We start from the raw sequence: 25,994 nt of genomic DNA, 5'->3' as shown, positions 1-25,994 counted from the left end.
CGGGAGAGCGGCGCCAACAGCAGGGAGAAGACGAAATGAAAGATTGGCTGACCGGGACAGCCGTCGCAGTTGTCGTGGCGGGGATCGCCTCACAGGCAGCAGCGGTGGAATGGAACGCATCGCTTTGGGGATCGCGCCGCGCCTTTACCGAGCACGTCGAAAAGCTCGCCGAGATTGTAAATGAAAAGTCCGGGGGCGATTTCACCATCAACATCAGCTATGGCGGTCTTTCGAAGAACACCGAAAACCTCGACGGGATTTCCATCGGCGCGTTCGAGATGGCGCAGTTCTGCGCCGGGTATCACCGCGACAAGAACCCCACCATTACCGTGCTGGAATTGCCGTTCCTCGGCGTGAAAACGCTCGAAGAGGAAGTCGCGGTTTCAAACGCGGTCTATTCGCATCCCGCCGTGGTCGACGATCTGGCGCGCTGGAACGCCAAGCTGCTCATGCCGACGCCGATGCCGCAGTACAACATCGTCGGCACTGGCGAACCGCTAGACAAGCTGGAGCAATTCAAGGGGATGCGGGTGCGCGCCACTGGCGGCATCGGTGAGGCGTTCCGCACTGTGGGCGCGGTCCCGACCTCCGTCACCGCGACAGAAGCCTATCAGGCCATGGAATCCGGCGTCGTCGATACGGTTTCCTTTGCGCAGCACGCGCATTTGAGCTTCCGCACCATCGATGAGGCGGATTGGTGGACGGAAAACCTCAACCCAGGCACGCTGAACTGCCCCGTGGTGGTCAACACCGATGCCTATGCCACGCTTTCCGATGAGCATCGCCAGATCCTCGACGACAGCGTGTCCGAAGCCATCGATTTCTACCTGGAGAACTACGGCAAGCTGCTTGATCGTTGGGAAGAGGTGCTAGCGGAAAAAGAGGTTCAGAAAGTCACGATCTCTGACGAGGAACTCGCCGAATTCCGCCGCATCGGGGGTGAGCCCATTCAACTCAGCTGGATCGAGGATATGAGCGCCGTCGGGCTTCCCGCGCGTGAACTCTATGAACTCGTCCAGCAGACCCTTGAAGAGACACGCGCCAAGTGATCCGCCCCGGGCCGCCCGTGACCCGGGCGGTCCACAGTTCCGGGAGATAGGCCATGGCAGGTTCCGCCTCGGTGATCGAAGACGGCTCTCGCCTCAGTCGGCTCGACCAGATGTTGTTGCGGGTGGAGAGGGCGCTCGCGCTCGTCTCGGGGCTCGCGGTGTTCATGATCATGGTCTTTGCGGTTGTGTCCGTTTCGGGGCGCAACTTTTTCAACGCCCCCGTGCCCGGCTATGTCGATTGGATCGAACAGTTGATGCCCTTCATCGCGATCTTGGGTATTTCCTATACGCAACGGGATGGCACCCACATCCGCATGGACATGATCGTGGGCGCGTTGCGTGGCCGGGCGCTCTGGGCGGCCGAAGCGATCACGGTCTTTGTCATGCTGGTTCTCATGGTCCTGCTGATCTGGGGCACTTGGGCGCATTTTCAGCGCAGCTTCGATTTCGCCGCACCGCTGTGGAGCAGGGACAGCTCCATCGACATCGCGTTGCCTCTCTGGCCGGCAAAATTGGCGGTGCCGCTTGCGTTCTCTGTACTGGCGCTGCGTCTTCTGATTCAGCTTTGGGGCTATAGCCGTGCCTGTTGGCTTGGGCTGTACCATCCCGCCGCGGTTCCCCTCATCCGCTCGACCGCGCAGATTGCCGCGGAAGAGGCCAATGCCATCGGGCAGGAGCGCAGTCGATGACAAGCATAGAGATTGGCCTGTGGGTTTCCGGCCTGCTCGTGGCGCTGGTGTTTCTGGGGATGCGCGTGGGCTTTGCCGCGGCGTTTGCGGGGCTCGTCGGCCTTGTGTGGATCTTCTGGTCCAAGCGCGGGTATGATCCGGCGATGTTCGGCTGGGCGCTCGGCGTTGCGGTCAAGACAGCGGGACAGGTGCCTCATGGCAAGGTCGCGTCCCAAGCTCTCTCACTCATACCGACGTTTATCCTCATCGGTTATCTGGCCTATTATGCCGGGCTGACGCAGGCGTTGTTCGAGGCGGCGAAACGCTGGTTCGGGTGGCTTCCCGGCGGGCTGGCGGTATCCACCGTGTTTGCCACCGCGGGCTTTGCCGCTGTTTCGGGCGCGTCGGTCGCCACGGCCGCGGTTTTCGCGCGGATCGCGATCCCCGAAATGCTTCGCTCTGGCTATGACAAGCGGTTCGCAGCCGGGGTGGTTGCGGCGGGCGGCACCCTTGCCTCGCTGATCCCGCCCTCCGCGATCCTCGTGATATATGCGATCATCGTCGAGCAGGATGTGGGGAAACTCTTGCTTGCGGGGTTCGTGCCGGGGCTCTTTTCCGCGCTTGTCTATGGCGGGTTGATTGTCGGGCTGGCGGTTGTGCTCAAGACGATTGGTCCCCCGGTCCGCGGCTTTACATGGGGGCAGAGGTTCGCCGCATTGCCGCCGGCCTTGCCCATTCTCGCGGTCGTCGTGATCATCGTGTTCTTCGTCTACAATCCGTTTGGCGGCGATGCATGGGGCACCCCGACCGAAGGCGGCGCGCTCGGCGCGTTTATCGTGTTCCTCATGGCTCTGTTCCGCGGGATGCGCTGGAAAGAGTTGAAATCAGCGCTGCTGGAGACAGCAAAGCTTGCCGTGATGATCTTTACCATCATCTGGGGCGTGCTCATCTATGTGCGGTTCCTCGGCTTTGCCGACCTGCCCGGGGCGTTTTCCGACTGGATCACCTCTCTGGAACAATCGCCATTGCTGACGCTGGTGTTGATCCTTCTGGCCTATGCGGTGCTGGGCATGTTCATGGATGCCATCGGGATGCTCTTGCTGACGCTGCCGGTGGTGTATCCGGCGGTCATGGCGCTTAACGGTGGTGAATTTGTCAGTGCCGAAGACAGCGCTTTTGGCATGTCGGGGCCGATGTGCGCGATTTGGTTCGGGATCTTGGTGGTGAAAATGGCGGAGTTCTGTCTCATCACTCCGCCCATTGGGCTTAATTGCTTCGTGGTCGCCGGGGTGCGGGACGATCTGACAGTGCAGGATGTGTTTCGCGGTGTGACGCCCTTCTTTATCGCGGACGCCATCACCATCGCCTTGCTTGTCACTTTCCCGTCGATCGTCCTTTGGCTGCCGTCACTGGCCTGACCTTAAAAGTTCCAGTCTTCGTCTTCGGTCGCGACGGCCTTGCCGATGACGTAGGATGATCCGCTGCCGGAGAAGAAGTCGTGGTTCTCGTCGGAGTTCGGGGACAGGGCCGCGAGGATCGCCGGATTCACGCGGCAGACATCGTCGGGAAAGAGCGCTTCGAACCCGAGGTTCTGAAGCGCCTTGTTCGCATTGTAGTGCAGGAACTGCTTCACATCTTCGGTTAGCCCGAGCGGGTCATAAAGCTCTTGGGTATATCGGCTCTCGATCTCATAGAGGTCGAACAGAAGAGAAAACGCGAAGTCCTTGATTTCTTGGCGTTCACCCTCTGAAAGCCGCGCCATTCCCCGCTGAAACTTGTAGCCGATATAGTACCCGTGCACCGCCTCGTCGCGAATGATGAGCCGGATGAGGTCGGCAGTGTTGGTAAGCCGTGCGCGGCTCGACCAATGCATCGGAAGGTAGAAGCCCGAATAGAAGAGGAAGGATTCCAGAAACACGCTCGCGACCTTCTTCTTCAGCGGCGTCGCGGTGGCGTCGTATTCGCCCAGGATAAGCTGGGATTTGGCTTGAAGGTGTGGGTTCTCGGAGGACCAGCGAAATGCCTCGTCCACTTCGTCGGTGCGGCAGAGCGTCGAGAAGACTGACGAATAGGACCGTGCGTGAACCGCTTCCATGAAGGCGATATTCGACAGTACGGCCTCTTCGTGCGGGGTGATCGCATCGGCCATCAGAACCGGCGCGCCGACCGTATTCTGGATCGTGTCGAGCAGGGTCAGCCCAGTGAAGACGCGGATCGTAAGGGTCTGTTCTTCTTCGGTCAGTTGGGACCAACTCTGGATATCGTTCGAGAGCGGCATCTTCTCGGGCAGCCAGAAGTTGACCGTGAGCCGGTTCCAGATCTCAAGATCCTTCTCATCCTCCACGCGGTTCCAGTTGATCGCGCGGGGTACGGGGCGGGTAGGGGCCATGTCTTTCATCGTATGTCCTCAGAGCGAGCAGGAAACGCAGCCCTGCACCTCGGTCCCTTCAAGGGCCATCTGGCGCAGGCGGATGTAATAGATCGTCTTGATGCCCTTCTTCCAAGCATAGATCTGGGCGCGGTTGATGTCGCGCGTGGTGGCTTCGGCTGGAAAGAAGAGCGTCAACGAAAGACCCTGATCAACGTGCCGTGTGGCGGCGGCATAGGTGTCGATGATGGCCTCGGGGCCAATCTCATACGCGTCACGATAGAACTCGAGGTTCTCGTTGGTCATGTAGGGCGCGGGATAATAGACGCGGCCGATCTTGCCCTCCTTGCGGATTTCGATCTTGGACGTGATCGGGTGGATCGAGGCGGTCGCGTTGTTGATATAGCTGATCGATCCGGTTGGCGGGACGGCCTGAAGGTTGCGGTTATAAAGGCCATGCTCCATCACCGCACGGCAGAGCGCCTGCCAGTCCTCGCGGGTCGGGATTTCGATCCCCGCCGCTTCAAATAGTGCACCCACGCGTTCGGTTTCGGGCTGCCAATCCCGGCTCACATAGTCATCGAAGAACGACCCGTCGGCATATGTCGACTTCTCGAACCCCTCGAAGCGAGCGCCTTTCTCCTGCGCGAGTGCGTTGGAGGCACGCAGGCAGTGATAGAGCACGGTGCAAAAGTAGATATTCGTGAAGTCGATCCCCTCGGCGCTCCCGTACTGGATACGCTCGCGGGCGAGATACCCATGCAGGTTCATCTGGCCCAGACCGATCGCATGACCTGCCTCGTTGCCGCGCCGGATGGAGGGTACGCTGTCGATTGAACTCATTTCCGAAACGGCGTTGAGCGCGCGGATCGCGGTTTCCACGGTGGCCCCCAAAGCCCGGCCGTCCATCGTCTTGGCGATGTTGAGCGAACCGAGGTTGCACGAAATGTCGGCGCCGATCTCGGCATAGCTCAGATCGTCGTTGAGCTTGGAGGCTTCGTTGACCTGCAAGATTTCCGAACAGAGGTTGGACATGCTGATGCGTCCCGCAATCGGGTTCGCACGGTTCGCGGTGTCCTCAAAGAGGATATAAGGATAGCCGCTTTCGAACTGGATTTCCGCGATCGTCTGAAAGAAGGCGCGGGCGTTTATCTTGCTTTTGCGAATGCGCGGATTGTCGACCATCTCATGATAGGTTTCGCTCACCGAAATCTCTGAGAGCGGACGGCCATAAACCCGCTTCACATCATGTGGCGAGAAGAGGTACATATCCTCGTTCCGCTTCGCGAGCTCAAAGGTGATGTCGGGGATCACCACGCCGAGAGAGAGGGTCTTGATCCGGATCTTTTCGTCGGCATTCTCTCGTTTCGTATCGAGAAAGCGCAGGATATCAGGGTGATGGGCATGCAGATAGACGGCGCCGGCCCCTTGGCGCGCGCCAAGCTGGTTGGCGTAGGAAAAGCTGTCTTCGAGCAGCTTCATGACGGGAATGACCCCCGAGGACTGGTTCTCGATCCCCTTGATGGGGGCGCCGTGTTCCCGGATATTCGTCAGCATGAGGGCCACACCGCCGCCCCGCTTGGAGAGTTGCAGGGCTGAATTGATGCCCCGGCCAATGCTCTCCATGTTGTCTTCGAGGCGCAGCAGAAAGCAGGATACGAATTCGCCGCGCGCCGTCTTGCCCGCATTGAGGAACGTGGGCGTCGCGGGTTGGAACCGGCCGGCGATGATCTCTTCCATGATCTGCATGGCAAGTGCCTCGTCGCCGCGTGCCAGCGTGAGCGCCACCATGACAACCCGGTCCTCGTAGCGTTCGAGATAGCGACCGCCATCGCGCGTCTTGAGCGTGTAGGAGGTGTAATACTTGAAGGCCCCGAGGAAGGTCGGAAAGCGGAACTTCTTTGCAAAGGCCGCGTCCCAGATCCGGTGGATGAAGGCGCGGTCATACTGGGTCAGCACCGCACCCTCATAGTAGCCTTCATCGACCAGATAGCCGAGTTTCTCGTCGAGCGAATGAAAGAACACCGTGTTCTGATTCACGTGGCTGAGGAAATAGGCGCGGGCCGCCCGGCGGTCGGCGTCGAACTGAATTTTCCCTTCGGTATCAAAGAGGTTCAGCATCGCGTTCAACGCGTGATAGTCGGTCTCGGCCGTCAGGCTGGCATCGAGCATGGCATGTCCTCGAGGTGTTGAAGCCCGGCGCGGACGCGGGCAATGTCGGTCTCGGTGCCCGCCAACTCAAAACGATAGAGCAGGGGGACGTTACATTTCCGGGCGATGATCCGCGCGGCAAGCGCGAAAGTCTCTCCGAAGTTGCGGTTGCCCGCCCCGATCACACCGCGCAGCAGCGCACGGCTTTCGGGGCGATTGAGCAGGTGAATGACCGGTTTGGGAACAGCCCCCGCGCCGGTGTGGTCGGAGTAGGTCGGGCAAATCAGGACGAACGGAACGCCGGGTGCTTCTCCTCTCGGAAGCCGAGCCGCGGGCAGGGCCAAACGCTCGACGAAGCGATGGGTATTGCCCGAGGCAGAGGAGAAATAGACGATCTGCATCCGTGGTTCAGGCCAACGCGCCGATCATGTCCGGACGGAACCCGGCCCAGTGGATCTCTCCGGCGACGACAACGGGCGCCTGCCGATAGCCAAGATCCTGCACCCGTGCCATCGCTTCGGCATCCTCGGTCAGGTCGATGACCTCATAGGGCACGCCTTTGGCATCAAGTGCGCGTGTGGTCGCGGTGCATTGCACACAGGCGGGTTTGGAATAGACGGTGATGCTCATGGCTTCGGCCCCTTGTTGGTGTCTTCTCAAAGGAGCCGGCAGGGGCGGAGCCACGGTACGAATACGCCGCGCGCATCCGGTATCGTCGCACCCGCAAGGCCCACCGCCTCCGGTCAGTTTCATGGCTTGGGGTAGGTCTCCTGGCTCGCGGCTCGTGCGCCTTCGTCCCCTCCTTCCCGGCGGATGCCAGTGGATGCGGGGAGCGGGGCTTGCCGCTTACAGTTGCGGGGGCAGCGCCGGCTTTACACCGGCTTCCCTCTTAGCCTGCGAAAGCGCCGCAGGACCCAAAGCAACCCCATATAGAGTGGTTTGGTGTCTGGGTGTCAATATATAGAGTATGCCGATCCCGGAAATTATTGGCTTGACCAATGTTCCGGCATCTTGCTGTGCCAGCGATATGTGGGGATCGGAGCGCTGATAGCTGAGCGCGCGCGGGCCAATGCGACGCCAATCGCACCGCAAAAATCGGTGCATCCAAAGCAATTGGGCCAGATCCTACGGAGGATCTGGCCCAATCAAAACGGGAAAGTGAGGTGTGGCGACGGAATCAGTCGAACGTATAGGCGAGGCGCAATCCGCCCCAGTGCCGTCCGTTCGCAACGATCGGGGCAGACAGATCCTTCATCATCTTGAAAACGCCGCCCCCCATGTCGCGGCGATACACCTGCAGCAAGAAGGGCGCGGTCGAACGGCCTGCCTTCAGGCCCACCCGGTCGTCAAAGATCCGGCGATTGCGGCTTTGCCCTGCGTTCACGACGGGATCGTCGCCCTGCGGGTGGGAAAACTTGCGGTTATGGGTCGGCAAGTAGCCGTTTTGATCCACAGCCGCGCAAAAGACGACCTTGGGGTTTTCGAGCGCGGCCTCGAGGATCGGGGGCAGGTATTTGTCGGTGATCCGTGTCACCGGCGTGATCACCTGCTGCGGATTGGTGCCGGGAATCGGGCGGTAGTCAGTGGAAAACAGCCCGTGAATATCGATCTCATTTTGGGCCAGCGCGGTCTCGAAAATCTCGGCGATCCGATCCGCGTCATGCTGTACCGTGCGGATGAAGATATCGTCGGCGCTGCCGCCGCCTGCCGCCACACCGCGCTGCAGGACAAGTTCGCCCTTGTCGATCAACTTGTGCGTCCGATCCCGCGCGGAGGTAATCTGAGCCGCCATGCCGGTGGCGGATGCTTTCATTTGCTCGAAAGCGGGCATGAAACCGTCGATGGCGTCGCGCACGGTCGATGCCTGCGCGCCGATCTCATGCGCCCGATCTTTCGTCTCGCGCGCTGCGGTATCCATCCCCATCAAGGTGCTCTGTACCACGCCGGAGGACTCCTGCACCTGCGCAGCGTCGTCTCCAATCCGACCGGCTTCGAATTTCATTCCCGAGATCCAGCTTGCGAGCGTGCCGATGCTCTCACCGATCCGTTCGGCCGCCGTGGCGGTGCGGTTTGAAAGCTCGTTGACCTCTTCGGCCACAACCGCAAAGCCCCGGCCCGCCGTTCCCGCGCGTGCGGCTTCAATCTTGGCGTTGATGGCGAGGATGTTCACCTGAGTCGCGATATCGGAAATCTGCGCCGTGTGCGCCTGCACCTTGCCGAGCGCTTCGCTGACCTGTTCCATCTGGCCGGCCACCGATTGCACCCAAGAGGCGACTTCCTCAACTCTGGCGCTGTTCGATGTGAGATTTTCGAGAGAGGACTCTACCTTGCTGGTCATATCCTCGGCCGTTTCGATCACCCCGGCGATCGCCCCGCGCACCCTACGGTTGCCCTCGGCCAATTGGCTTGCCGTTTGATGGATGTGGTTGATGACGCTGTCTTGCTCTTGCGAGGAGTCGTCGATCTCATCCAGAAACCCCGCGAGATCGACTATGTCGTAGCCAAGTTCGGCCCCGGCGTGGACGATGGCACTGAGGTTGTCGTCAGGCTGTGACTCTTCGGCAAGGATCGGTGCGGCAGTCATGGTTGGTCCTCCGTTCGCGAGGTCCAACTGTTCATGAAAGCGCGAAAAATTGGTTAAGCGGTGCTGCGTTTGGCGACCTCAAGCGCCTCGGACGCCGCATCAAGCGCCAGCATGATCGAGGCATGCCGGTTTTTGTATTCCTTAGCGGGCAGCAAAACTTCGAGCCCGTCAAACGGCGCGGAGGGGACCGGACCATCGTTCTTGAGCATCGCGGAAAGTTCGTCGCGCGCCTGACGCACCTGATCTTCGGTCGTGCCGACAATCGCCGCACCAACCACGGAGGCCGCCGCCTGACCAAGCGCGCAGGCCTTCACATCCTGCCCATAGTCGGTCACCGTGCCATTCTCGACCGAGAGGTCAACAGTGACGGTCGAGCCGCAGAGCGGAGAGCGTTTCTTGATCGTCGCGGTAGGCGCCTCAAGCCGTTCGGTCCGAGGAATATCGGCCGCCAGCGCGAGAATGCGCGAAGAATAGAGCTTTATCAGGTCATTGTCAGCCATGGGTTCCCCTGAGCGCTTGCCTGTCCTAGATAGGCCAGCACGCCAATGTTGCAAAGGGGTTTGCCATGACCTTCGATCCAAGCCGACTAAAGTATGATGCCGCAGGCCTTATCCCCGCCATCGCGCAGGATGCCGACTCTGGTGAGGTCTTGATGATGGCTTGGATGTCCGAAGAGGCTGTCCGTCGCACGCTGGAGAGCGGCCGGGTCACCTATTGGTCGCGTTCGAGGTCCGATTTCTGGATCAAGGGCGAGACGAGCGGTAACGTGCAGGAACTTGTTGATTTCCGGGTGGATTGCGACCGGGATTGCTTGCTTGTCACTGTGCGCCAGACGGGCCCTGCATGTCACACAAACCGTCGAAGCTGTTTCTATACGGCGGTACGCGAGGGCGAAGAGGTCGAGTTGATGGAGCCGATGTCCTGACTTCAATTCCCGTTGAAGTTCAGATGTCTGAAAGTGGCGGCAGTATCGACCGAATATCCTCCGGGCTCATACCGTCGGCGCGATATGTTGCTATGGCGCGCGCGTCGTCCCGCTTGGCAAGTCTCCTGCCACTCTCATCGCGGATCAACTCATGGTGATGATAGATCGGTGTCGGCAAACCTAGCAGGTGCTGTAGCAGCACGTGGAGCGAGGTTGCCTCAAAGAGGTCTTCGCCGCGCACGACATGGGTGATTTCCTGCGCCGTGTCGTCGATGACAACTGCAAGGTGATATGACGCCCCCATCTGCCTGCGGCTGAGGACGACATCGCCAACCTCGTGGATGAGCGTTTCCGGGCTGAGCTTGTGCACGCCTTTGTGATTGGGGCCGGTTTCGGTAAAGGTCAATTCTGGCAGAGCGCGCGTGGCCTTGACCATGTTGAGCCGGATTGCGTCGTCCGGTCCCGCCTCCGCCATTCCACGGCCACGGCAGGTGCCGGGATAGATAAGCCCGTCGGGTCCTGTCTGCGGCGCGCCTTCCTGCGGCGCTGACGCGGCAGCGGCAATATCGCGCCGGGTGCAGGAACAAGGATAGGTGAGGTCCATGGCGCTCAACCGGTCAAGCGCCGCGCCATAATTCACAAGATGCTGTGACTGACGGCGAAGCGGGCACGGCCAGTCGAGGCCAAGCCAGTGCAGATCATCCTGCAACTGTGCCTCCCACTCGGGCCGCGCACGTGTCTGATCCAGATCGTCGATACGTAGCAGGAATTGTCCGCCCGCCGCTTGGGCGATATGAAAACCGATCAACGCCGAATAGGCATGTCCCAGATGCAATGGCCCAGTCGGCGAGGGTGCGAACCGTGTGACGAACGTCACGACTTGCGGATCACGTAAACCACCGCGCCAAGCTCTTTGGCGGGAAGGTGTGGCCCATGTTCGCGGAACAACAGCGACGCCGATCCGGTATCGAGATGCTCGTTCAGGCGGGATTCATATCGCCCAACCTTGATGGCGAGATCGTTGAAAGAAAAGCAGAAGACCGCGCCGGGTTGCAGCCATCCCATGATCCGATCGAACACCGATATCGGCGCCGCGCCCTTACCAATAGACCCGATGGCGGTAATCGCTGGATAGTAGTCAACGCCGAAATCCGGAGGGTTCTTGGCCTGTATGCGGATCAGCTTGCGATACACCCCCTTCGCGTCGGCCTTGGCAAGCATGTCTGCGGATACATCCACACCGTCGATCACGGTGGCGCCCGCATCGTGAAGCGCTTGCCCCGACAGACCGGTTCCACAGCCATAGTCGAGGATCGGTCCGGAGCTCAGGTCAAAGTGCTGGGAGAGCGCAGCCGCGCAGCGGGCAGGGGTGGCATACCCGGCGCCTGCGACTTCTTCGTCATAGCTGTGGGACCACGCGTCATAAAGTTCACGCATTTCCCGCCCGCGGCGCGCCGTGAAGATCTTGTCGAGAAATGACCCTGACATGAGAATGATACTAGGGGATCAGTCAACGCTGTCCAGTTGGTGCGCGTTCAGCCATTCGGACCAAGCCTCTTTGGCGCGGTCGGTATAGGCCTTGTAGCGATCCTTGCGACCCCGCCGGCCGCCACGAATCCCGTCGAGTGGTCGGAAGAGACCGAAGTTGACGTTCATGGGCTGGAAGGTCTTGGCTTCGGCACCGCCTGTGATGTGATGCACGAGCGCGCCCATGGCGGTATCCTGTGGCAAATCCGGAAGGGTCCGCCCCTGAATATCCGCCGCAGCGAGCCGCCCGGCCAGCAAGCCCATCGCAGCACTTTCGACATAGCCTTCGACACCGGTGATCTGGCCGGCAAAACGGATATGCGGGCGCGAGCGCAGGCGCATCTGATTGTCGAGCAGGGTTGGTGAGTTGAGGAAGGTGTTGCGGTGAATCCCGCCAAGCCGCGCGAACCCGGCGTTTTCCAACCCCGGTATCATGCGAAAGACCTCGGTCTGTGCGCCGTACTTCATCTTGGTCTGGAAGCCGACGATGTTGTAAAGCGTACCGAGGGCGTTGTCGCGCCGGAGCTGTACGACAGCGTGGGCCTTTACCTCCGGCTGATGCGGATTTGTGAGGCCGACGGGCTTCATCGGTCCGTGACGCAGTGTTTCGCGGCCCCGTTCGGCCATGACCTCTATGGGCAGGCAACCATCGAAATAACCGGCTGTCTCGCCTTCGTGAAACTCGGTCTTGTCGGCGGCCAGCAGCGCGTCGATGAAGGCCTCGTATTGATCACGGTCCATCGGGCAGTTGAGATAGGCGGTGCGTTCTTCTTCCGTCTCGCCCTTGTCGTAGCGCGATTGCATCCACGCCTTCGACATGTCGATGGTGTCCGCATAGACGATGGGCGCAATGGCGTCGAAGAAGGCCAGCCGGTCTTGCCCGGTTTCCGCGGCGATCGCAGCGCCCAGCCCCTCCGAAGTCAGCGGGCCGGTCGCGATGATCCATGTGCCCGTCTCGGGGAGGGCAGAGATTTCTCCGGCCTCGACACGCACATTGGGATGGTCCTGCAACGCGGCAGTCACGGCTTGGGAGAAGAGTTCGCGATCCACGGCCAGCGCGCCGCCCGCCGGAAGCCGGTGCCGGTCAGCCATCGACATGATGAGCCCGCCCGCGGCCCGCATTTCCCAATGCAGCAACCCGACGGCGTTCTGCTCATCGTCATCCGACCGAAAGGAATTGGAACAGACCATCTCCGCGAGATTGCCGGTCTGGTGTGCGAAGGTTCCGGTCTCGGGCCGCATTTCGTGAATGACGACCTGCACGCCGGCATTTGCCGCCTGCCATGCCGCTTCGGATCCGGCCATGCCGCCGCCGATGATATGAAGTTCTTGTGTCATGTCGCGCGATGTAGGTGTTTTCTTGGCCCCTGTCACGGGGTGACTTGCGCCTCGGGATCGCGCAGGCCATCCATGGCGCAGGAGGAGTTTGCAATGCCTTTGACGATGGACAAAGCCGCGCTCGATGCTTTTCTGGTGGAGCAGTTTCCGCAAGTCGCAGAGGAGTTTGTGATCGACGCGGTCGAGGAGAATGCCCTGAAACTGCGTCTGGTCGTCTCGGAAAGGCACCTGCGGCCCGGCGGGACGGTTTCGGGCCCTGCCATGTTCGGTCTGGCCGATGTGGGGGTCTATCTGGCGATACTCGCGATGATCGGGCCGCGCGCTCTGGCGGTGACCACGAATTGCTCCATTGATTTTCTGCGCAAACCGGCCGCGGAGCGGGATCTTTTAGCAGAGGTGCGATTGCTGAAACTGGGCCGGCTTCTTGCCACGGGGGATGTGCTTCTGCACTCGGTGGGGCGGGATGCGCCGGTGGCCCGCGCCACCCTGACCTACGCGATCCCACCTGCTTGACGTATACCGTGGCGCACCGCCAAGCTGCGGTAAATCAAAGATTTTTAGCGTTTACAGAGCGCCGCCTTTCGCTATGGTTCCCCGCAACATCAGCGGGAAGGAGCGCCTATGCCGATCCAGGATCACGAACTGCGCTACGCGCTCTCCAACGAATTGCACGCGCGCCCGTTTCCTGTGCTCACCGCGCCAAGCCGAGCGGTTTATCTAGCTGTCAAGAAAACCGCCGATGCCGCCGCACGGGATCGCGGCGAGGATCTGGCGCACCTTTTGACGCTTCTTGATCGCTACGGCGCGACGCATCCCAAACCGGGGGCCACGCACCACTCTTGCCGCATCGGGCGGCACGAGCTGAAATGGGAACAGCACACCGAATTCGTGACCTACACCGTCTTTCTCGAAGGGGGCGGGGAGCGGCCTTTCGATCCTGCCGATTGGGAGGTGTTCCCAGATGACTGGCTTTCTGCCGCGCCCGGCGTGCGTGTCACCTCGGCCATGATCCGCGTGTGCGAAAGGTATGACACCTCGCGCATTCAGGACATGGTGAACGAGTGGTTCGTGCCTGAAAGCGTGGCGGCATCCTTCGTGTTGGATGAGACGGCAATCATTGCCGGAGATTTTCGGATCGATGAGGCGGGGCATCTGCGTTTTGCGATCTTCACCGAGCCGGGCGTTCGCCCGCGCCGCGTTGGCCGCGTTGTCCAACGCTTGTGTGAGATCGAGACCTACAAGACCATCGCGATGCTGGGATTCTCGCGCGTGCGGGAAATGGGGCCTCAGATGGGCGCGCTGGACCGTCGGTTGACGGATCTCATGGGGTCGATGACAGGTGCGGTTGCGCAACCCGCCGAAACACTGGAGCAGCTTCTTGCGATCTCTTCGGAGCTGGAGAACATGAGCGCCCAGGCATCGTTCCGCTTCGGCGCGACCGGTGCTTATGAGGCGCTGGTACAACAGCGTACGCAGGTCCTTCGGGAGACACGTTTCGAAGGGCGTCAAACTTTCGGAGAGTTCATGATGCGCCGTTTCGACCCGGCGATGCGGACCGTCAAGAGTGCGGAGCGTCGGCTTGGGGCCATGGCGGACCGGGCGATGCGTGCCTCTGAGTTGTTGCGAACGCGGGTCGATGTAGAGCGCTCTGCGCAGAACCAGGATCTGTTGGCGAGCATGGACCGGCGTGCCGATCTGCAACTTCGGCTGCAAAAGACCGTGGAAGGGCTGTCCGTTGTCGCGATCAGTTATTACGCCGTCTCACTCGCCGGATATCTGCTCTATCCGGTGGCCGAAGTTGTGGGGATGTCAAAGGGGATGCTGACCGCGCTGGCGACCATTCCCGTTGTTCTGGGGGTCTGGTGGATGATCCACCGCATTCGCGAAAAGATGGAGTGATCAGCTATAGACGGGGCGAAGGCGCGGAGCGATCCCGTCGACAAGGCGACCCGTCACGATGCCGCCCAAAGCGATGCTCATGATACCCAGAAGCGCCGCGACCGAGAGTGTCGGAACCCCAGACAGACCGGCGCCAAGCGTGCAGCCCCCGGCAAGAACCCCGCCCACGCCCATCAGCACGCCGCCGGCGATATACCGTCTCGTCTGGCGCGGGCTTTCAAAGCTCTGCCAGCGAAAGGTGCGAAACGCGAGGGATGCCAAAAGCGCTCCGACAAAAGTACCGCCTACGAGGCCTGTGCCGAAGCCGGCGGAAATCGACGTGCTGGCGATCGTCCAGAAGAGCGTTTCGGCGGCTGGTGATGTGAAGGACAGGCTCTCCATCGCGATGGGATCGAAATCGTCATAAAGCACGAACCCCGTGCCGATCCATGCCGCTGGCGCAAGCAGACCGATCAGTGCCGCCATCAAAAGGTGCGTGCTCCGGTTGCCCGACCGCAGCCCGGCAAAGAGTGCCGCCCCGCCGATGAGAACGGTCCAGAGCAACGGGCCGCCAGGGAGCGCGGCGAGGGAAATCGACTCTCCCATCGGCAATGTCACCGTGCCTGCGGCCACCCGGGCCGGGGCGAGAACGCCCTTCAGTGTCGCATGAGCGGTGATCGCAAAGACGAGCAATACCGTAAGACCGCGCAGATTGCCCGATGCTGTCAGGACCGTCAGGCGGGAAATGCACCCGCGTGTCAGGATCATGCCAGCACCGAAAAGTACCCCGCCAAGAGCGATGGCGAGAACGGGCATATCGCTGACCATGAACCGATGGTCGTCAAAGGAAATCAGCCCGGCAAACACCCCGGCTTGTGTCCCGATGACCGCGACGGCAAGCGCGGTAAGCCAGAGGCCAAGCGCTTGTCTTCGGTCTTCCCCGACCAGTCCACGCCGGAAACAGAACTTCGTCCGCTCGGCCAGCAGGCCAAAGGCAAGCCCGATCACGCCGCCGAACCAGAGGGCAGCTTGCGGGGCGGTCAGGGTCTCGAAACCGAGGTCTTCGAACATCGCATCACTCCGAGGGGTGAGATTTTCTTCCAAATGCGCGAGCAGGACGGGCTTCTCAAGTAGAAAGACGCCGTTCAGGCGGCATCAGGGTGGGATATTATTCCCCATCCGCGTTCATGGCGCAAAAATCGGGTGAGCAGCGCCCCCTGCATAGGACGTTCATCGAGAGACGTGTGCGGCGCTGTGGAACGCGCTCCTTATTTCCCTACCGACCGCGAATGCGGGGATCGAGCGCATCGCGCAAGCCGTCGCCGAGATAGTTCACCGACAGAACGGTGAGCGAGATCGCGACGCCGGGCCAGATCACCCGTTCGGGATTTTGCTGGATGTAATCGGTCGCATCAAAGAGCAGCCTGCCCCAGGTTGGGAAATCCGGCGGAAAGCCAAGACCGAGAAAGGACAGCGCACTTTCGGTGATGATGGCGTTTGCGATGCCCAGAGTGGCCGATACCATGATCGGGGACAGGACATTTGGCAGGATGTGCCGCAAGATCATCTGTACGTTCGACGTGCCGATGGAGCGCGCGGCCAGCATGAATTCCCGCTCCTTGAGGGCCAGCACATCGCCCCGGACAATCCGCGCGGTCGGCATCCATGAGGTCAGGCCGATGGCCGCGACAATCAGGATGAAGATGCCGGCTTCGGGTCCGAAATTCGCGCTGAGCGGTTCCCGGAAAAGCATCACCATGACAAGCAGTAGCGGCAGCAGGGGCAGGGCAAGGAACAGGTCCGTAAGACGCATCAGGATCCCGTCGAGCCGTCGGAAATAGCCCGCCGTGACACCGACCGCGGCACCAATCACCAAACCCAGCACCATGGCCGCAATCCCGACGGACAGGGAAACGCGCCCTCCGGCCATCATTCGGGCGAAAGTATCGCGGCCCAGTTGGTCCGTGCCGAAGGGATGCGCGAATGTGGGGCCCGCGTTGCGAGCGCGGATATCGATATAGCTCGGATCGAGCGTCCAGAAATACGGCCCCATGAAAACGGTCAGTACGATGATGGCAAACAGGATCGCCCCCACAAGAGCGCCCCGATGCGCGGCGAACTGATGCCATAGGTCGTCCCACTGGCTCGACGGGGGAATGGGCGCGGGATCGGTAGAACGGTCAATCATAGCGGATGCGGGGATCAAGCAGGCCATAGAGCACATCCGCGATCACGTTGAAGACAACGATCAGCAACGCGAAGATGAAGGTCAGCGTCTGTACCATGGGCAGGTCATTGGCCTGTATGGAGGTGATCAGCAACTGCCCGAGGCCGTTCACCTTGAAAACCTGTTCGGTGATGATCGCGCCGCCAAACACTTGCGGCACGCCAAGGGCGATGACCGTGACGACCGGGATCATCGAGTTGCGCAGGACGTGCACCAGAACGACGGTCCTCTCGGTGAGGCCCTTTGCCCGTGCGGTGCGCACGTAATCCTGATGCAGGTTGTCGAGCATCGAGGCGCGCATGAAGCGGCTGATCTGTGCGGCGTTGTAGAGCGCAAGCACGGAGACGGGCATGACCATCTGCCGCAATTGCTGAACGAAGCTGTCCCATGAATTCACGACCAGTGTGGTATCGTAAATTGAGGGGAACCAACCGAGTTTGACCGAGAAGATCACGATCAGCAGGATGCCCGTGAAGAAGGTGGGAACCGAAAACCCCACCATGGAGATGAACGTGCCCAATTGATCGAAGAGGGAGTATTGGCGGTATGCCGAGTAGATCCCGATGGGCAACGCGATAAGCACCCCGACCACATAGGAAAGCCCGACCACCCAGAGCGTCTGGGGCAGGCGCTGCAGGACGATATCCATGACCGGTGAGCGGGTTTGCCAGGAGATGACGCGCTGTTGCTCCGCAGCGAAGCCGGTGCCGAAGGCCGCGTCGATCATATGCAGCGGTTCGACCACAAAGAACTGCCACAGCCATTTGCCGAACCGAATATGCGTCGGCTCGCCAAGACCGAGGGCCTCTCGCATCCGGTCGCGGACGTCGGGCGGTACCGTCAGGGGCAGTTGCGACATCGGATCGCCGGGGGCGAGTTCGAGCAGCATGAAGATCACAAAGCTGATGAAGAGCAGCGTCGGGATCGCAAAAGCAAGGCGTCTGCTCGTGAAGGTCAACATGCGGGGGCCGGAAATCTGAGAGCAAGGGGGCGCCCGCCCGATGGGAAAGGCGCCCGTGCGGGTGGCAATATGTCAGTCCGCAATCCGATACCAGTCCGCCGCGTTCCAAAGCTCGCTGTCCCATGGATTGAGCAGGACCCCGCCGAGCGTGTTGGAATGTGCCGAAACCCGGCCCCGGTCGACAAGGGGAACGACGACGTAGCTGTCCTTTGTCAACATGTCGTTGAGCGTTTTGGCGATGCTGCCGCGTTCCTTCAGATCGCTCGCCGCCGCGAGTTCTGAGAGCAACTCATCATAGCGCGGGTCGCAATAGCGGTTGATGTTCGCGCCTTGCCACTGTGTCTCGGGACGCGGCTCATTCCCGCAGCGATACATGGCAAGATAGGCCTGTGGGTCGGTCCCGTCGAAAGTGTTCACGTACATCTGTACATCGGCATAGAATTTCTGAAGCGTGTCGGGGCTACTGGGATCACCGCCGAAAAAGACCGAGGCATCGATGTTGCGAAGCTCGGTCGCCACGCCGATCTCGCTCCACCACTGCTTGATGAGTGCCTGAAAGTCCTGCCGCACGGCGTTGGTGGAGGATTGGAACAGGATCTCCAATTCCACGCCATCCTTGTCGCGGATGCCGTTGCCGTTCGTATCGGTCCAGCCTGCGTCTTCGAGCAGGGCCCGCGCGGCTTCGATATCCTGCACGAGGCAATCGGTATTGTCGGAGGCATATATCGCTGGGGCCGGGACAAGATTGCACGCGGGGCGGCCCGCCTGTCCGAACCCGATCTCCACCAGAAGGTCCCTGTCAATCGCCATGGAGAGCGCTTGGCGAACGGATTTGTCGCTCAGGAACGGATGTGGCTCGGCGCGGGTGGAGCGGGTCTCCGGCGGGAGTGACGGGTCAGGGTTGGTGAGGTTTAACTCGATGCGCTCGATCATCGTGCCAAACGCAGCCACCGGTTGCCCTTTGCCGCCTTCGGCCATCCGGCCAAGCACTTCGGGGGCCAGCAACAGGTTCCATGCATAGTCGAATTCGCCCGTCTCCATCACGGCGCGTCCCGCCGCGGTGGCGTCACCGCCTCCTTTAAGTGTCAGCGTGGCAAAGGCCGGCTTTTCCGGGTCGCGATACTGCGGGTTTGCTTCCATCAGGATCACGTCGTTGGGGCGAAAATCGGTAACCCGGAACGGACCGGTTCCGATCGGATTGAAGTTGGCTTCGGTGCATTCCGGCGCCCGTTCCCCGAGACAGTTTTCGAACTGCGCTTTCTGGATGATGGGCGTCTGCGCGCCAATGAAGGCGGAATAGGGATAGGGGGTAGGTTGCTCGAAGGTGATCTTGATCGAACGCTCATCCAGGATGTCGATCGAACTGATCCCGTCGAATTTGGCGAATTTCGCGCAGCCGCCTTCGGGATGCATGCAGTAGTCGGCGGTGAATTTCACGTCTTGGGATGTCACCGGCGAGCCGTCAGACCACACAAGCCCCTGTTTCAGCGTCCAGGTGATGGAGGTCAGATCCTCCGCGACGCCGCCATTTTCCAAGGTGGGGATTTCCTCCGCTAGGAACGGGACCAGCGCGCCGTCTTGATCGAACCGGCCGAGTGGTTCGATGACCAGAGATGCAGCCTCGTTTTCCTTGGACCCCCCTGAAAGATAAGGGTTCATCATCGAGGGAGCCTGCCAGTAGATGATATTGACGTGACCGTCGCTGCCACGCTCGGCGATTACTGCGGGTGCGAGCGACCACAGGGCCGCTGCTGCGAATAGAGTCGATCTGGGCATCATTGGATCAGTGCCTCCCCGATTTTCTGCGGATCGTCCGCCTTGGTATGGCGCAAATGCGCCCGATCCCGGCGCAATCTTGCCGGGCGTAGGTCCTTGGCGCATCGAAACAGAGAACGGATGAATTGCAAGCCTTCGCGTGCGGATAGCGGGCACGGGTTTGACATTCCCTGCGCCTCGACCCTACCGTGCGCAACGCTGCATCCCCCCAGACCCGGACAAACCATGCTCGACCAGCCGATCGCCCGCATACGCAATTTGCGCGTGCAGTTCTGTACCACGGGGGGGCTTGCGGGCGCGGTCGAGGACCTGTCGTTCGATCTTCATGCCGGGGAGACGCTCTGCATCGTGGGGGAAAGCGGATCTGGCAAATCCGTGACCTCGCTCGCGCTCATGCGGTTGATCGAATTCAGCGGGGCGGAGATCACGGACGGCAGGATCCTTTTTGATCGCAAGTCCGGGGCGGAGGTCGATCTTGCCCGCGCAGGCAGCGACCTCATGCGTCAGATCCGGGGCAACGAGATCGGGATGATCTTTCAGGAGCCGATGACAGCGCTCAACCCCGTTTTCACCATAGGCCGCCAGTTGTCCGAAGGCTTGCGGCACCACATGGGTCTGTCACGCAAAGAGGCGTGGGCACGGGCCATCGAGGCGTTGCGCGACGTTCGACTGCCAGAGCCGGAGCGGCGGATGGTGCAGTTTCCCCACCAGCTGTCGGGGGGAATGCGGCAACGCGTCGTCATCGCCATGGCGCTTGCCTGTGCGCCGCGCTTGCTGATCGCGGATGAGCCGACCACGGCGCTTGATGTGACAACCCAAGCCGAGATCCTCGCCCTGATGGATCGACTGAAGCGGGAATCCGGAACGGCGGTCATGTTCATCACCCATGACATGGCCGTGGTGGCCCAGATTGCCGACCGCGTGGTGGTGATGGAGCAGGGGCGCAAGGTCGAGGAGGGGACGGTCGCTGAGATCTTTGAAGCGCCGCAGCATCCCTATACCAAGACGCTGCTCGCCGCCGTGCCACGGCTGGGAGATATGCGCGGCAAGCCGTTGCCGGAACGCATCGACGTTGCCGAAAGGTCATCGCACCCTCCGGTCCCCGTACGCGGCACGGATGCCCCTTTGCTCCGAGTGCAAAACCTCACAACACGCTTCCCGATCAGAGGCGGATTCTTGCGCCGTATCGTCTCCAATGTGCATGCGGTCGAGGACGTGTCCTTTACGTTGATGAGGGGCAGGACACTGAGCCTTGTGGGTGAATCCGGCTGCGGCAAGTCGAGCGTGGGCCGCTCGATCCTGCGCTTGGTGGACCCACTCTCCGGCAGCGTTGATCTTGATGGAACGGATGTCATGGGCCTTGATGCCCACAACCTGCGAGAGGCGCGCCGCCACATGCAGATGGTGTTTCAGGACCCCTTTGCGAGCCTCGATCCGCAGATGCCGGTGAAGGATCAGGTCGCCGAACCCTTGCGCAACTTCTGCACACATCGCGGGGATGCGCTTTGGGATCGGGTCGCGACGCTGTTTGACCGGGTGGACCTTCCGCGCAGCTTCATGGCCCGCTTTCCCCACGAGTTGTCCGGTGGGCAGAGACAGCGTATCGCAATCGCCCGTGCGCTCGCGCTCAACCCCAAGCTTATCGTCGCGGATGAGGCCGTCTCCGCGCTTGATGTCTCCGTGCAGGCGCAAGTGCTGAACCTGATGTTGGAGCTACAGGCCGACCTGGGCCTTTCGTACCTCTTCATCAGCCATGACATGGCGGTGGTGGAGCGCATGTCGCATGACGTCGGCGTGATGTACCTTGGCCGCATCGTTGAGTTGGGCCCACGCGACGCGGTTTTCGAGACGCCTGCCCATCCCTATACCAAAGCACTGCTGAGCGCGGTGCCTATCGCGGACCCGCGCAAACGGGCCACGCGAAGCCCCACCTTCGCTCCCATACCCTCACCCATCCATCCGGTGGGATACCGGCCCGAACCGTCGCGCTATGACGAGGTCGCGCCGGGCCATTTCGTCCTACACCACGATATTCCCCTTTCATAAGGATCAGACCCTATGCCCGTGAAAAACCGTTTTGCCGAACTGCACGATGAGATCACCGCATGGCGCCGGGATCTGCATGAAAACCCCGAAATCCTGTTCGAAACCCACCGCACCAGCGCGCTCGTCGCGGAGCGGCTCGAGGCGTTCGGGTGTGATGAGGTGGTCACGGGGATCGGGCGGACCGGCGTGGTAGGCATCATTCGGGGCCGGGCGGATACGGGTGGCAGGGTCATCGGGCTTCGTGCCGACATGGATGCTCTGCCGATCCACGAGGCGACGGGGCTGGCCTATGCCTCCAAGGTTGAGGGCGCGATGCATGCCTGCGGCCATGACGGCCATACGGCCATGCTGTTGGGGGCTGCGAAGTACCTCGCGGAGACGCGCAATTTCGATGGGACCGTGGCCGTGATTTTCCAACCTGCCGAAGAGGGCGGCGGCGGCGGGCGTGAGATGTGCGAAGATGGCATGATGGAGCGCTTCGGCATTCAGGAGGTCTATGGGATGCACAATTGGCCAGGCATCCCGCGGGGGCAGTTCGCCATTCGGCCCGGCCCATTCTTTGCCGCAACAGACGAATTTCAGGCGCGCTTTACCGGGCGCGGGGGCCATGCGGCAAAGCCCCACGAGGGGATCGATCCGACCGTGATGGCCGCCCAAGCTGTGCTCGCGCTGCAAACCATCGCCAGCCGAAATGCCGATCCCGTTGACCAGTGCGTGGTATCGGTCACGTCCTTCGAAACCTCATCCAAGGCTTTCAACGTGATCCCCGAAAGCGTTCATCTCAAAGGGACAATCCGCACGATGAGCCCGGAAATGCGCAGCCTCGCCGAAGAGCGCTTCCATACCATCTGTACCGGCATCGCCGCGGCGTTCGGCGGCACGGTGACGCTCGATTTCTTCAAGGGGTATCCGGTCATGGCCAACCATGAGGCGCAGACGGAATTCGCGGCCGGAGTGGCCAGAAAGGTGTCTGGTGATTGTGCGGAGGCGCCCCTCGTCATGGGGGGGGAGGATTTCGCCTATATGCTGCTGGAGCGCCCCGGAGCCTACATTCTCATGGGCAATGGGGACACGGCGGCGGTCCATCATCCGAAGTACAACTTCGACGATGAGGCTATTCCGGCTGGCTGCTCATGGTGGGCCGAGATTGTCGAACAGCGGATGCCGGTGCGGGACGTGGTCTAGAGGCTGGCCTGCAGTACTGTCTCAATCCTTTTGGTGAGGTCCACCTTGTCGAGATGCGCCTCTGCGAAGGTCCGTCCGGCGCGGCCAAAACGCTCAGTCTGGCCCGGATCGCCAAGCAGTGAAACGAGCGATTGGGTGTAATGCGCCTCGTCATATTCATCCGACAGCAAACCGGTATTTCCTTCCTCGACGATTTCGGGAATGCCGGCGTGCCGGGTAGAGACGACCGCGCAACCGCTTGCCATTGCTTCCTGAATCGAGCTTGGGACCCCTTCGGTGTTGCCGTCTTTTCCTGTCACTGAATGCTGTGCAAAGATCGCGGCATCCGCCATCAGTGCCGCCACCTCTTCATGGGGAAGACGACCCGGTAAATGAATGCGATCCGTCAGACCCGCGTCCGCGACAAGTGCGCGGGCAGGCTCAAGCAGTTTGCCGTGTCCGACGAAGGTAAACCGTGCCTCCGGATGCTGCTGTGCCGCTGAGATGAAGGCGCGAACGGTGATGAGCGGCGTTTTCTTTTCCACCATGCGCCCGACTGCAACCACCTTCTGCGCGAGTTTGGGCGCGGGGCGAAAGCGGGCGGTGTCCGCGCCGCTGGGAATGACGTGGGCGTTGGGATGCGTGAGCCCGTGGTTCGCAAGGTTGTCGAGCAGGAACCTCGACACGGCGAAAACCCCGGCAAGCTTGGGGAAGGTCCGGGCGTAGGCCGCTGGAAACAGTGGCTTTTCCAGAAGTTTGGAGCCGTCGAAACCACGAAAATAGGTGAAGATCGGAATCCCGAGTTCGCCCGCAATCGGGGCTATCTGGATCGCGCGGTTGCCAAATTCGCACAAGATCACGTCGGGGCGATGCAGGCCCAGAAAGTCGCGTAAGGCTTGGGCCGTGGAGCCGGTTGGAACAGTGATGGACCGGTGCCGCAGGATGCCCATCGCACGGGTCAGCGGAAGCATCATCCGTTCGGCGCTGCCCAGAGGCACGCCGGACAAGGAAAAGTGCGGTATATCATAGGGATCGTCGCCATTGGTATCATTGGCCACCACACAACACGCCCCGCCAAACAGGTGTTCGATATGGTAATTGACGAAGGTTTCGCCAGGGCGGTGATAGGTGCTGGTGACGATACAGAGGCGGGTCATGGCGGCTCCGGACGATTTTCCCCCAGATCGCACAAAACGCCCCCATAGGCCAGTTGTCACACCCTTATCGCGCGGTCATAAGCAGGGTATGACGCATGCAAACATCATCTGTATCAAGTGGGGCACGCTCTTTGGGCCGGAATATGTCAACCGGCTCTATTCGGGTGTGCGGCGCAACCTGTCCCGGCCTGTTCGGTTCTTCTGTATGACCGAAGAGGTGCAGGGGCTGCACCCGGAAATCGAGGTGCTGCCGCTGCCGGTGGAGCCCTATGCCGAACCGATGGGAGAGGCGCTCAAGGTTGCGAACAGGCAGGGCGCGATGCGCAAGGTTTCCCTTTTCCGTCAGGGACTTGTGCCCGATGTCAAAGGCGGATTTCTGGGCTTTGACCTTGATGTGGTGATCACCGGATCGCTGGATAAAGTGTATGACTTCGCGCCGGGTAAGGTGGCGATGCGGCACGACTGGATCGAAAAGCGCAAGGGGCGGCCGACGGGGCATGGATCGGTGTTCAAATTCGACCCCGACAAGCACCCATACCTCTATGAGGATCTGGCCGCCAATCCCTATGCGGAGGTCGAAAAGGCACGCGGATCGGAGCAGCGCTATACGTCGCACAAGGCGATGGATAACGAGGATTTCTCATATATTCCAGAGGATTGGGTGGTGTCGTTCAAGCACGACTGCCTTGATCTTCCGCCCATGAATTACCTGCGGGAGCCGCATCTGCCGGAGGCGGCGAAGGTCGTGTGTTTTCACGGGCGGCCCAAGATGACCGAGGCCGTCGAGGGCTATCGGGGGTCTTGGCTGCGCTGGTCAAAACCTTGCGGTTGGCTGCGCGACCATTGGGTCGACAGGGCACGGGCCGATCTTGGGGCTGAATGGGCCTAAGCCCCTGAAAAGTGGGTATGACTTTTGTATGACAAGCGTATGACTCCGCGTCATACACTTGTCTGACAGTCAGGTGAGCTTAGTCAGCAGAGGCCGCGCCCACGGTGCCGCCGACAACGGCGCCAGCTGGTCCTGCGATCATCGCGCCGCCAAGGCCGCCGGTTGCCGCGCGGGAGGTCGCAGTGTCGCCACAGGCGGCGAGGGTGGTCGCGATGAGGCCGAGGGCCGCGGTCAGTTTCACGATACGCATCTGTATGTCCTTTCCATCAACGCGGCGACGGGCCGCTCTGGAATCAGGACGCGCGAAGGGGGGCAAAGGTTCCCGCCGGAGGGAGGTTTGCCGGCGGCATGCCTGCGCGGATCAGGCGGAAGCCTTCCGGCGCCGAAGTATCGCAAGCCCGAGCAATCCAAGCGGCAACAGAACGCCGCCCGCCGGAAGCGGCACCGGTCGCAGCTGGAGGGTGGTGATTTCGAAGTTTACACGTTCGGATGCATAGCCCCCGTGGGGCGGGCCGTCGTCACGCTGGTTCATGAAGAAAAGTTGCTTCAATCCGAAGTCGCCTATGTCGAGCGAGGCCAAAAAGTCCGGATCGTCAAACACCGTCCCGGTCGTATTTGTCCAGATCATGCCGATCGTGCTGAAGTTCGTGCTGAGCGCGGGAAAAGTCGGACTGCGTATCGCCGCAAGAGATTCCACGGCGCCATCTTTGAATATTCGCAGGCTCACAAAAGGGATATCCGTGGCGGCGGAAAACTCATTGAGCATGATTTCAATCGGCTCATAGAACGTCTGGTTGCCCGAGGTGGACAGAACGACATCCGAAAATTTAAGCGTGCCCGAAATCCCTGTATCCTTGAAGGCAAAGGCCGCATCGGCGATGGAATCGACCGTGTCGTCAGTAGGTGTGCCTGTAGCGGTTGTTCCACCCGAGGTGAAATCCAGATACTCAGCGGTGAAGTCATACGTGTAGGTTACGGCAAACGCGGGCCCGGCAACCATAGCGCTGGTAAACAGCGGAATCCAAAAACGCATCTCACTCATCCTTCAAAAAAATCACTCTGTAAAACACCTCTGATCTTCGGCGAATTATCGTCAAAAATCAACGTTTTTAGAATTTTAGCGAATTTTGGCGGGGCCGCGCGAGCGTGTTTTCGTGAGGGACGCAAAGGTTGCATCGACCCGCCAGTGGGCGGGTGAGCTCAACCGTGCAGGGCGGAGAGCACCGGGGCGCGAAAGAGAAACGGCGCGCCCCAAGAGGACGCGCCGTTTCTAATGGTCAGGGTCG

Annotated in this window: 25 protein-coding genes and 1 riboswitch; of the genes, 9 read left to right on the top strand and 16 right to left on the bottom strand. The window is 60.9% G+C overall.

The window, feature by feature from the left end; all coding sequences use genetic code 11:
• Positions 1-35: 35 nt before the first annotated feature.
• Genes BM234_RS04745 through BM234_RS04735 form a run of 3 tightly spaced genes read left to right on the top strand, consistent with a single transcriptional unit; the run spans position 36 to position 3,135 of the window.
• Positions 36-1,049, top strand: coding sequence for a C4-dicarboxylate TRAP transporter substrate-binding protein (locus tag BM234_RS04745; RefSeq protein ID WP_092061084.1), 1,014 nt, complete (start codon positions 36-38; stop codon positions 1,047-1,049).
• Positions 1,050-1,102: 53 nt separating this feature from the next.
• On the top strand, positions 1,103-1,738 hold the full coding sequence (locus BM234_RS04740) for a TRAP transporter small permease subunit (RefSeq protein ID WP_092061082.1): 636 nt from the start codon (positions 1,103-1,105) through the stop codon (positions 1,736-1,738).
• Entirely contained in the window at positions 1,735-3,135 is a 1,401-nt protein-coding gene (locus BM234_RS04735; protein WP_092061080.1) for a TRAP transporter large permease, read from the top strand. Before BM234_RS04740 ends, BM234_RS04735 begins: the two co-directional genes overlap by 4 nt.
• Before the next feature lie 2 nt (positions 3,136-3,137).
• On the opposite strand, the gene nrdF is transcribed toward BM234_RS04735, so the two are convergent.
• The 6 genes from nrdF to BM234_RS04705 form a co-directional block, all read right to left on the bottom strand.
• Positions 3,138-4,115 carry a class 1b ribonucleoside-diphosphate reductase subunit beta gene (nrdF, locus tag BM234_RS04730; protein ID WP_092061078.1) on the bottom strand — a complete coding sequence of 326 codons (978 nt, stop codon included), beginning with the start codon at positions 4,113-4,115 and terminating at the stop codon, positions 3,138-3,140.
• Positions 4,116-4,124: 9 nt separating this feature from the next.
• Positions 4,125-6,257 carry a class 1b ribonucleoside-diphosphate reductase subunit alpha gene (gene nrdE, locus BM234_RS04725; protein WP_092061076.1) on the bottom strand — a complete coding sequence of 711 codons (2,133 nt, stop codon included), beginning with the start codon at positions 6,255-6,257 and terminating at the stop codon, positions 4,125-4,127.
• Positions 6,239-6,637, bottom strand: a complete 399-nt coding sequence (gene nrdI, locus BM234_RS04720) for a class Ib ribonucleoside-diphosphate reductase assembly flavoprotein NrdI (RefSeq protein ID WP_092061075.1) — start codon at positions 6,635-6,637, stop codon at positions 6,239-6,241. The genes nrdE and nrdI overlap by 19 nt, the downstream gene beginning before the upstream one ends.
• Before the next feature lie 7 nt (positions 6,638-6,644).
• The gene (nrdH, locus tag BM234_RS04715) at positions 6,645-6,866 is read right to left on the bottom strand and encodes a glutaredoxin-like protein NrdH (RefSeq protein ID WP_092061073.1); all 222 of its coding nucleotides are present in this window, start codon (positions 6,864-6,866) and stop codon (positions 6,645-6,647) included.
• Between the two features lie 113 nt (positions 6,867-6,979).
• Positions 6,980-7,169, bottom strand: a riboswitch (cobalamin riboswitch).
• Positions 7,170-7,413: 244 nt separating this feature from the next.
• Positions 7,414-8,820, bottom strand: a complete 1,407-nt coding sequence (locus BM234_RS04710) for a methyl-accepting chemotaxis protein (protein WP_092061071.1) — start codon at positions 8,818-8,820, stop codon at positions 7,414-7,416.
• Positions 8,821-8,873: 53 nt separating this feature from the next.
• Positions 8,874-9,320 (bottom strand): iron-sulfur cluster assembly scaffold protein, encoded by a 447-nt coding sequence (locus tag BM234_RS04705; protein WP_092061069.1) that lies wholly within the window; start codon positions 9,318-9,320, stop codon positions 8,874-8,876.
• 65 nt (positions 9,321-9,385) lie between these two features.
• On the opposite strand from BM234_RS04705, the gene hisI reads away from it, so the two are divergent.
• Positions 9,386-9,745, top strand: a complete 360-nt coding sequence (gene hisI / locus BM234_RS04700; protein WP_092061067.1) for a phosphoribosyl-AMP cyclohydrolase — start codon at positions 9,386-9,388, stop codon at positions 9,743-9,745.
• A gap of 19 nt (positions 9,746-9,764) precedes the next feature.
• Here the strand turns inward: hisI and gluQRS are convergent, their stop codons facing one another.
• The 3 genes from gluQRS to trmFO are packed head-to-tail and all read right to left on the bottom strand — an operon-like array spanning position 9,765 to position 12,610.
• Complete coding sequence (gene gluQRS, locus BM234_RS04695) at positions 9,765-10,622, bottom strand: tRNA glutamyl-Q(34) synthetase GluQRS (protein WP_092061065.1); 858 nt, start codon at positions 10,620-10,622, stop codon at positions 9,765-9,767.
• Positions 10,619-11,233, bottom strand: coding sequence for a class I SAM-dependent DNA methyltransferase (locus tag BM234_RS04690; RefSeq protein ID WP_092061063.1), 615 nt, complete (start codon positions 11,231-11,233; stop codon positions 10,619-10,621). Before BM234_RS04690 ends, gluQRS begins: the two co-directional genes overlap by 4 nt.
• 18 nt (positions 11,234-11,251) lie before the next feature.
• Positions 11,252-12,610, bottom strand: coding sequence for a methylenetetrahydrofolate--tRNA-(uracil(54)-C(5))-methyltransferase (FADH(2)-oxidizing) TrmFO (trmFO, locus tag BM234_RS04685; RefSeq protein ID WP_092061061.1), 1,359 nt, complete (start codon positions 12,608-12,610; stop codon positions 11,252-11,254).
• A 93-nt stretch (positions 12,611-12,703) separates the two neighbouring features.
• On the opposite strand from trmFO, the gene BM234_RS04680 reads away from it, so the two are divergent.
• Both BM234_RS04680 and BM234_RS04675 read left to right on the top strand, forming a co-directional pair.
• Positions 12,704-13,123, top strand: coding sequence for a PaaI family thioesterase (locus BM234_RS04680; protein ID WP_092061059.1), 420 nt, complete (start codon positions 12,704-12,706; stop codon positions 13,121-13,123).
• A gap of 108 nt (positions 13,124-13,231) precedes the next feature.
• Positions 13,232-14,509 (top strand): DUF3422 family protein, encoded by a 1,278-nt coding sequence (locus tag BM234_RS04675; RefSeq protein ID WP_092061057.1) that lies wholly within the window; start codon positions 13,232-13,234, stop codon positions 14,507-14,509.
• Here the strand turns inward: BM234_RS04675 and BM234_RS04670 are convergent, their stop codons facing one another.
• The 4 genes from BM234_RS04670 to BM234_RS04655 all read right to left on the bottom strand — a co-directional run bounded on the left by BM234_RS04670 (position 14,510) and on the right by BM234_RS04655 (position 19,455).
• A complete protein-coding gene (locus BM234_RS04670) occupies positions 14,510-15,559 on the bottom strand; it encodes a YeeE/YedE family protein (protein ID WP_092061054.1) in 1,050 nt (349 codons plus the stop codon).
• A 205-nt stretch (positions 15,560-15,764) separates the two neighbouring features.
• Complete coding sequence (locus BM234_RS04665; protein ID WP_245752482.1) at positions 15,765-16,676, bottom strand: ABC transporter permease; 912 nt, start codon at positions 16,674-16,676, stop codon at positions 15,765-15,767.
• Positions 16,669-17,676: an ABC transporter permease gene (locus BM234_RS04660; protein ID WP_092061049.1), complete on the bottom strand. Its 1,008-nt coding sequence runs from the start codon at positions 17,674-17,676 to the stop codon at positions 16,669-16,671. The genes BM234_RS04665 and BM234_RS04660 overlap by 8 nt, the downstream gene beginning before the upstream one ends.
• Positions 17,677-17,748: 72 nt before the next feature.
• Positions 17,749-19,455 carry a peptide ABC transporter substrate-binding protein gene (locus tag BM234_RS04655; RefSeq protein WP_092061047.1) on the bottom strand — a complete coding sequence of 569 codons (1,707 nt, stop codon included), beginning with the start codon at positions 19,453-19,455 and terminating at the stop codon, positions 17,749-17,751.
• Between the two features lie 222 nt (positions 19,456-19,677).
• Between BM234_RS04655 and BM234_RS04650 the strand changes: the two genes are divergently transcribed.
• Positions 19,678-21,498, top strand: a complete 1,821-nt coding sequence (locus BM234_RS04650) for an ABC transporter ATP-binding protein (RefSeq protein ID WP_092061045.1) — start codon at positions 19,678-19,680, stop codon at positions 21,496-21,498.
• A 12-nt stretch (positions 21,499-21,510) separates the two neighbouring features.
• Positions 21,511-22,683 (top strand): M20 aminoacylase family protein, encoded by a 1,173-nt coding sequence (locus tag BM234_RS04645; protein WP_092061043.1) that lies wholly within the window; start codon positions 21,511-21,513, stop codon positions 22,681-22,683.
• On the opposite strand, the gene BM234_RS04640 is transcribed toward BM234_RS04645, so the two are convergent.
• Entirely contained in the window at positions 22,680-23,819 is a 1,140-nt protein-coding gene (locus BM234_RS04640) for a glycosyltransferase (protein WP_092061041.1), read from the bottom strand. The genes BM234_RS04645 and BM234_RS04640 overlap by 4 nt on opposite strands.
• 88 nt (positions 23,820-23,907) lie before the next feature.
• On the opposite strand from BM234_RS04640, the gene BM234_RS04635 reads away from it, so the two are divergent.
• Entirely contained in the window at positions 23,908-24,708 is an 801-nt protein-coding gene (locus BM234_RS04635) for a glycosyl transferase (RefSeq protein WP_092061039.1), read from the top strand.
• 79 nt (positions 24,709-24,787) lie between these two features.
• Here BM234_RS04635 and BM234_RS17430 read toward each other — a convergent pair whose 3' ends face one another.
• Together BM234_RS17430 and BM234_RS04625 are read right to left on the bottom strand one after the other, a co-directional pair.
• Complete coding sequence (locus tag BM234_RS17430; protein WP_092061037.1) at positions 24,788-24,958, bottom strand: hypothetical protein; 171 nt, start codon at positions 24,956-24,958, stop codon at positions 24,788-24,790.
• A 111-nt stretch (positions 24,959-25,069) separates the two neighbouring features.
• On the bottom strand, positions 25,070-25,741 hold the full coding sequence (locus BM234_RS04625) for a hypothetical protein (protein ID WP_092061035.1): 672 nt from the start codon (positions 25,739-25,741) through the stop codon (positions 25,070-25,072).
• Positions 25,742-25,994 lie beyond the last annotated feature (253 nt).

It is taken from the genome of Poseidonocella pacifica (genome assembly GCF_900111875.1).
Classification (GTDB): Bacteria; Pseudomonadota; Alphaproteobacteria; order Rhodobacterales; family Rhodobacteraceae; genus Poseidonocella; species Poseidonocella pacifica.
This window is presented reverse-complemented; position numbering and strand designations above follow the sequence as displayed.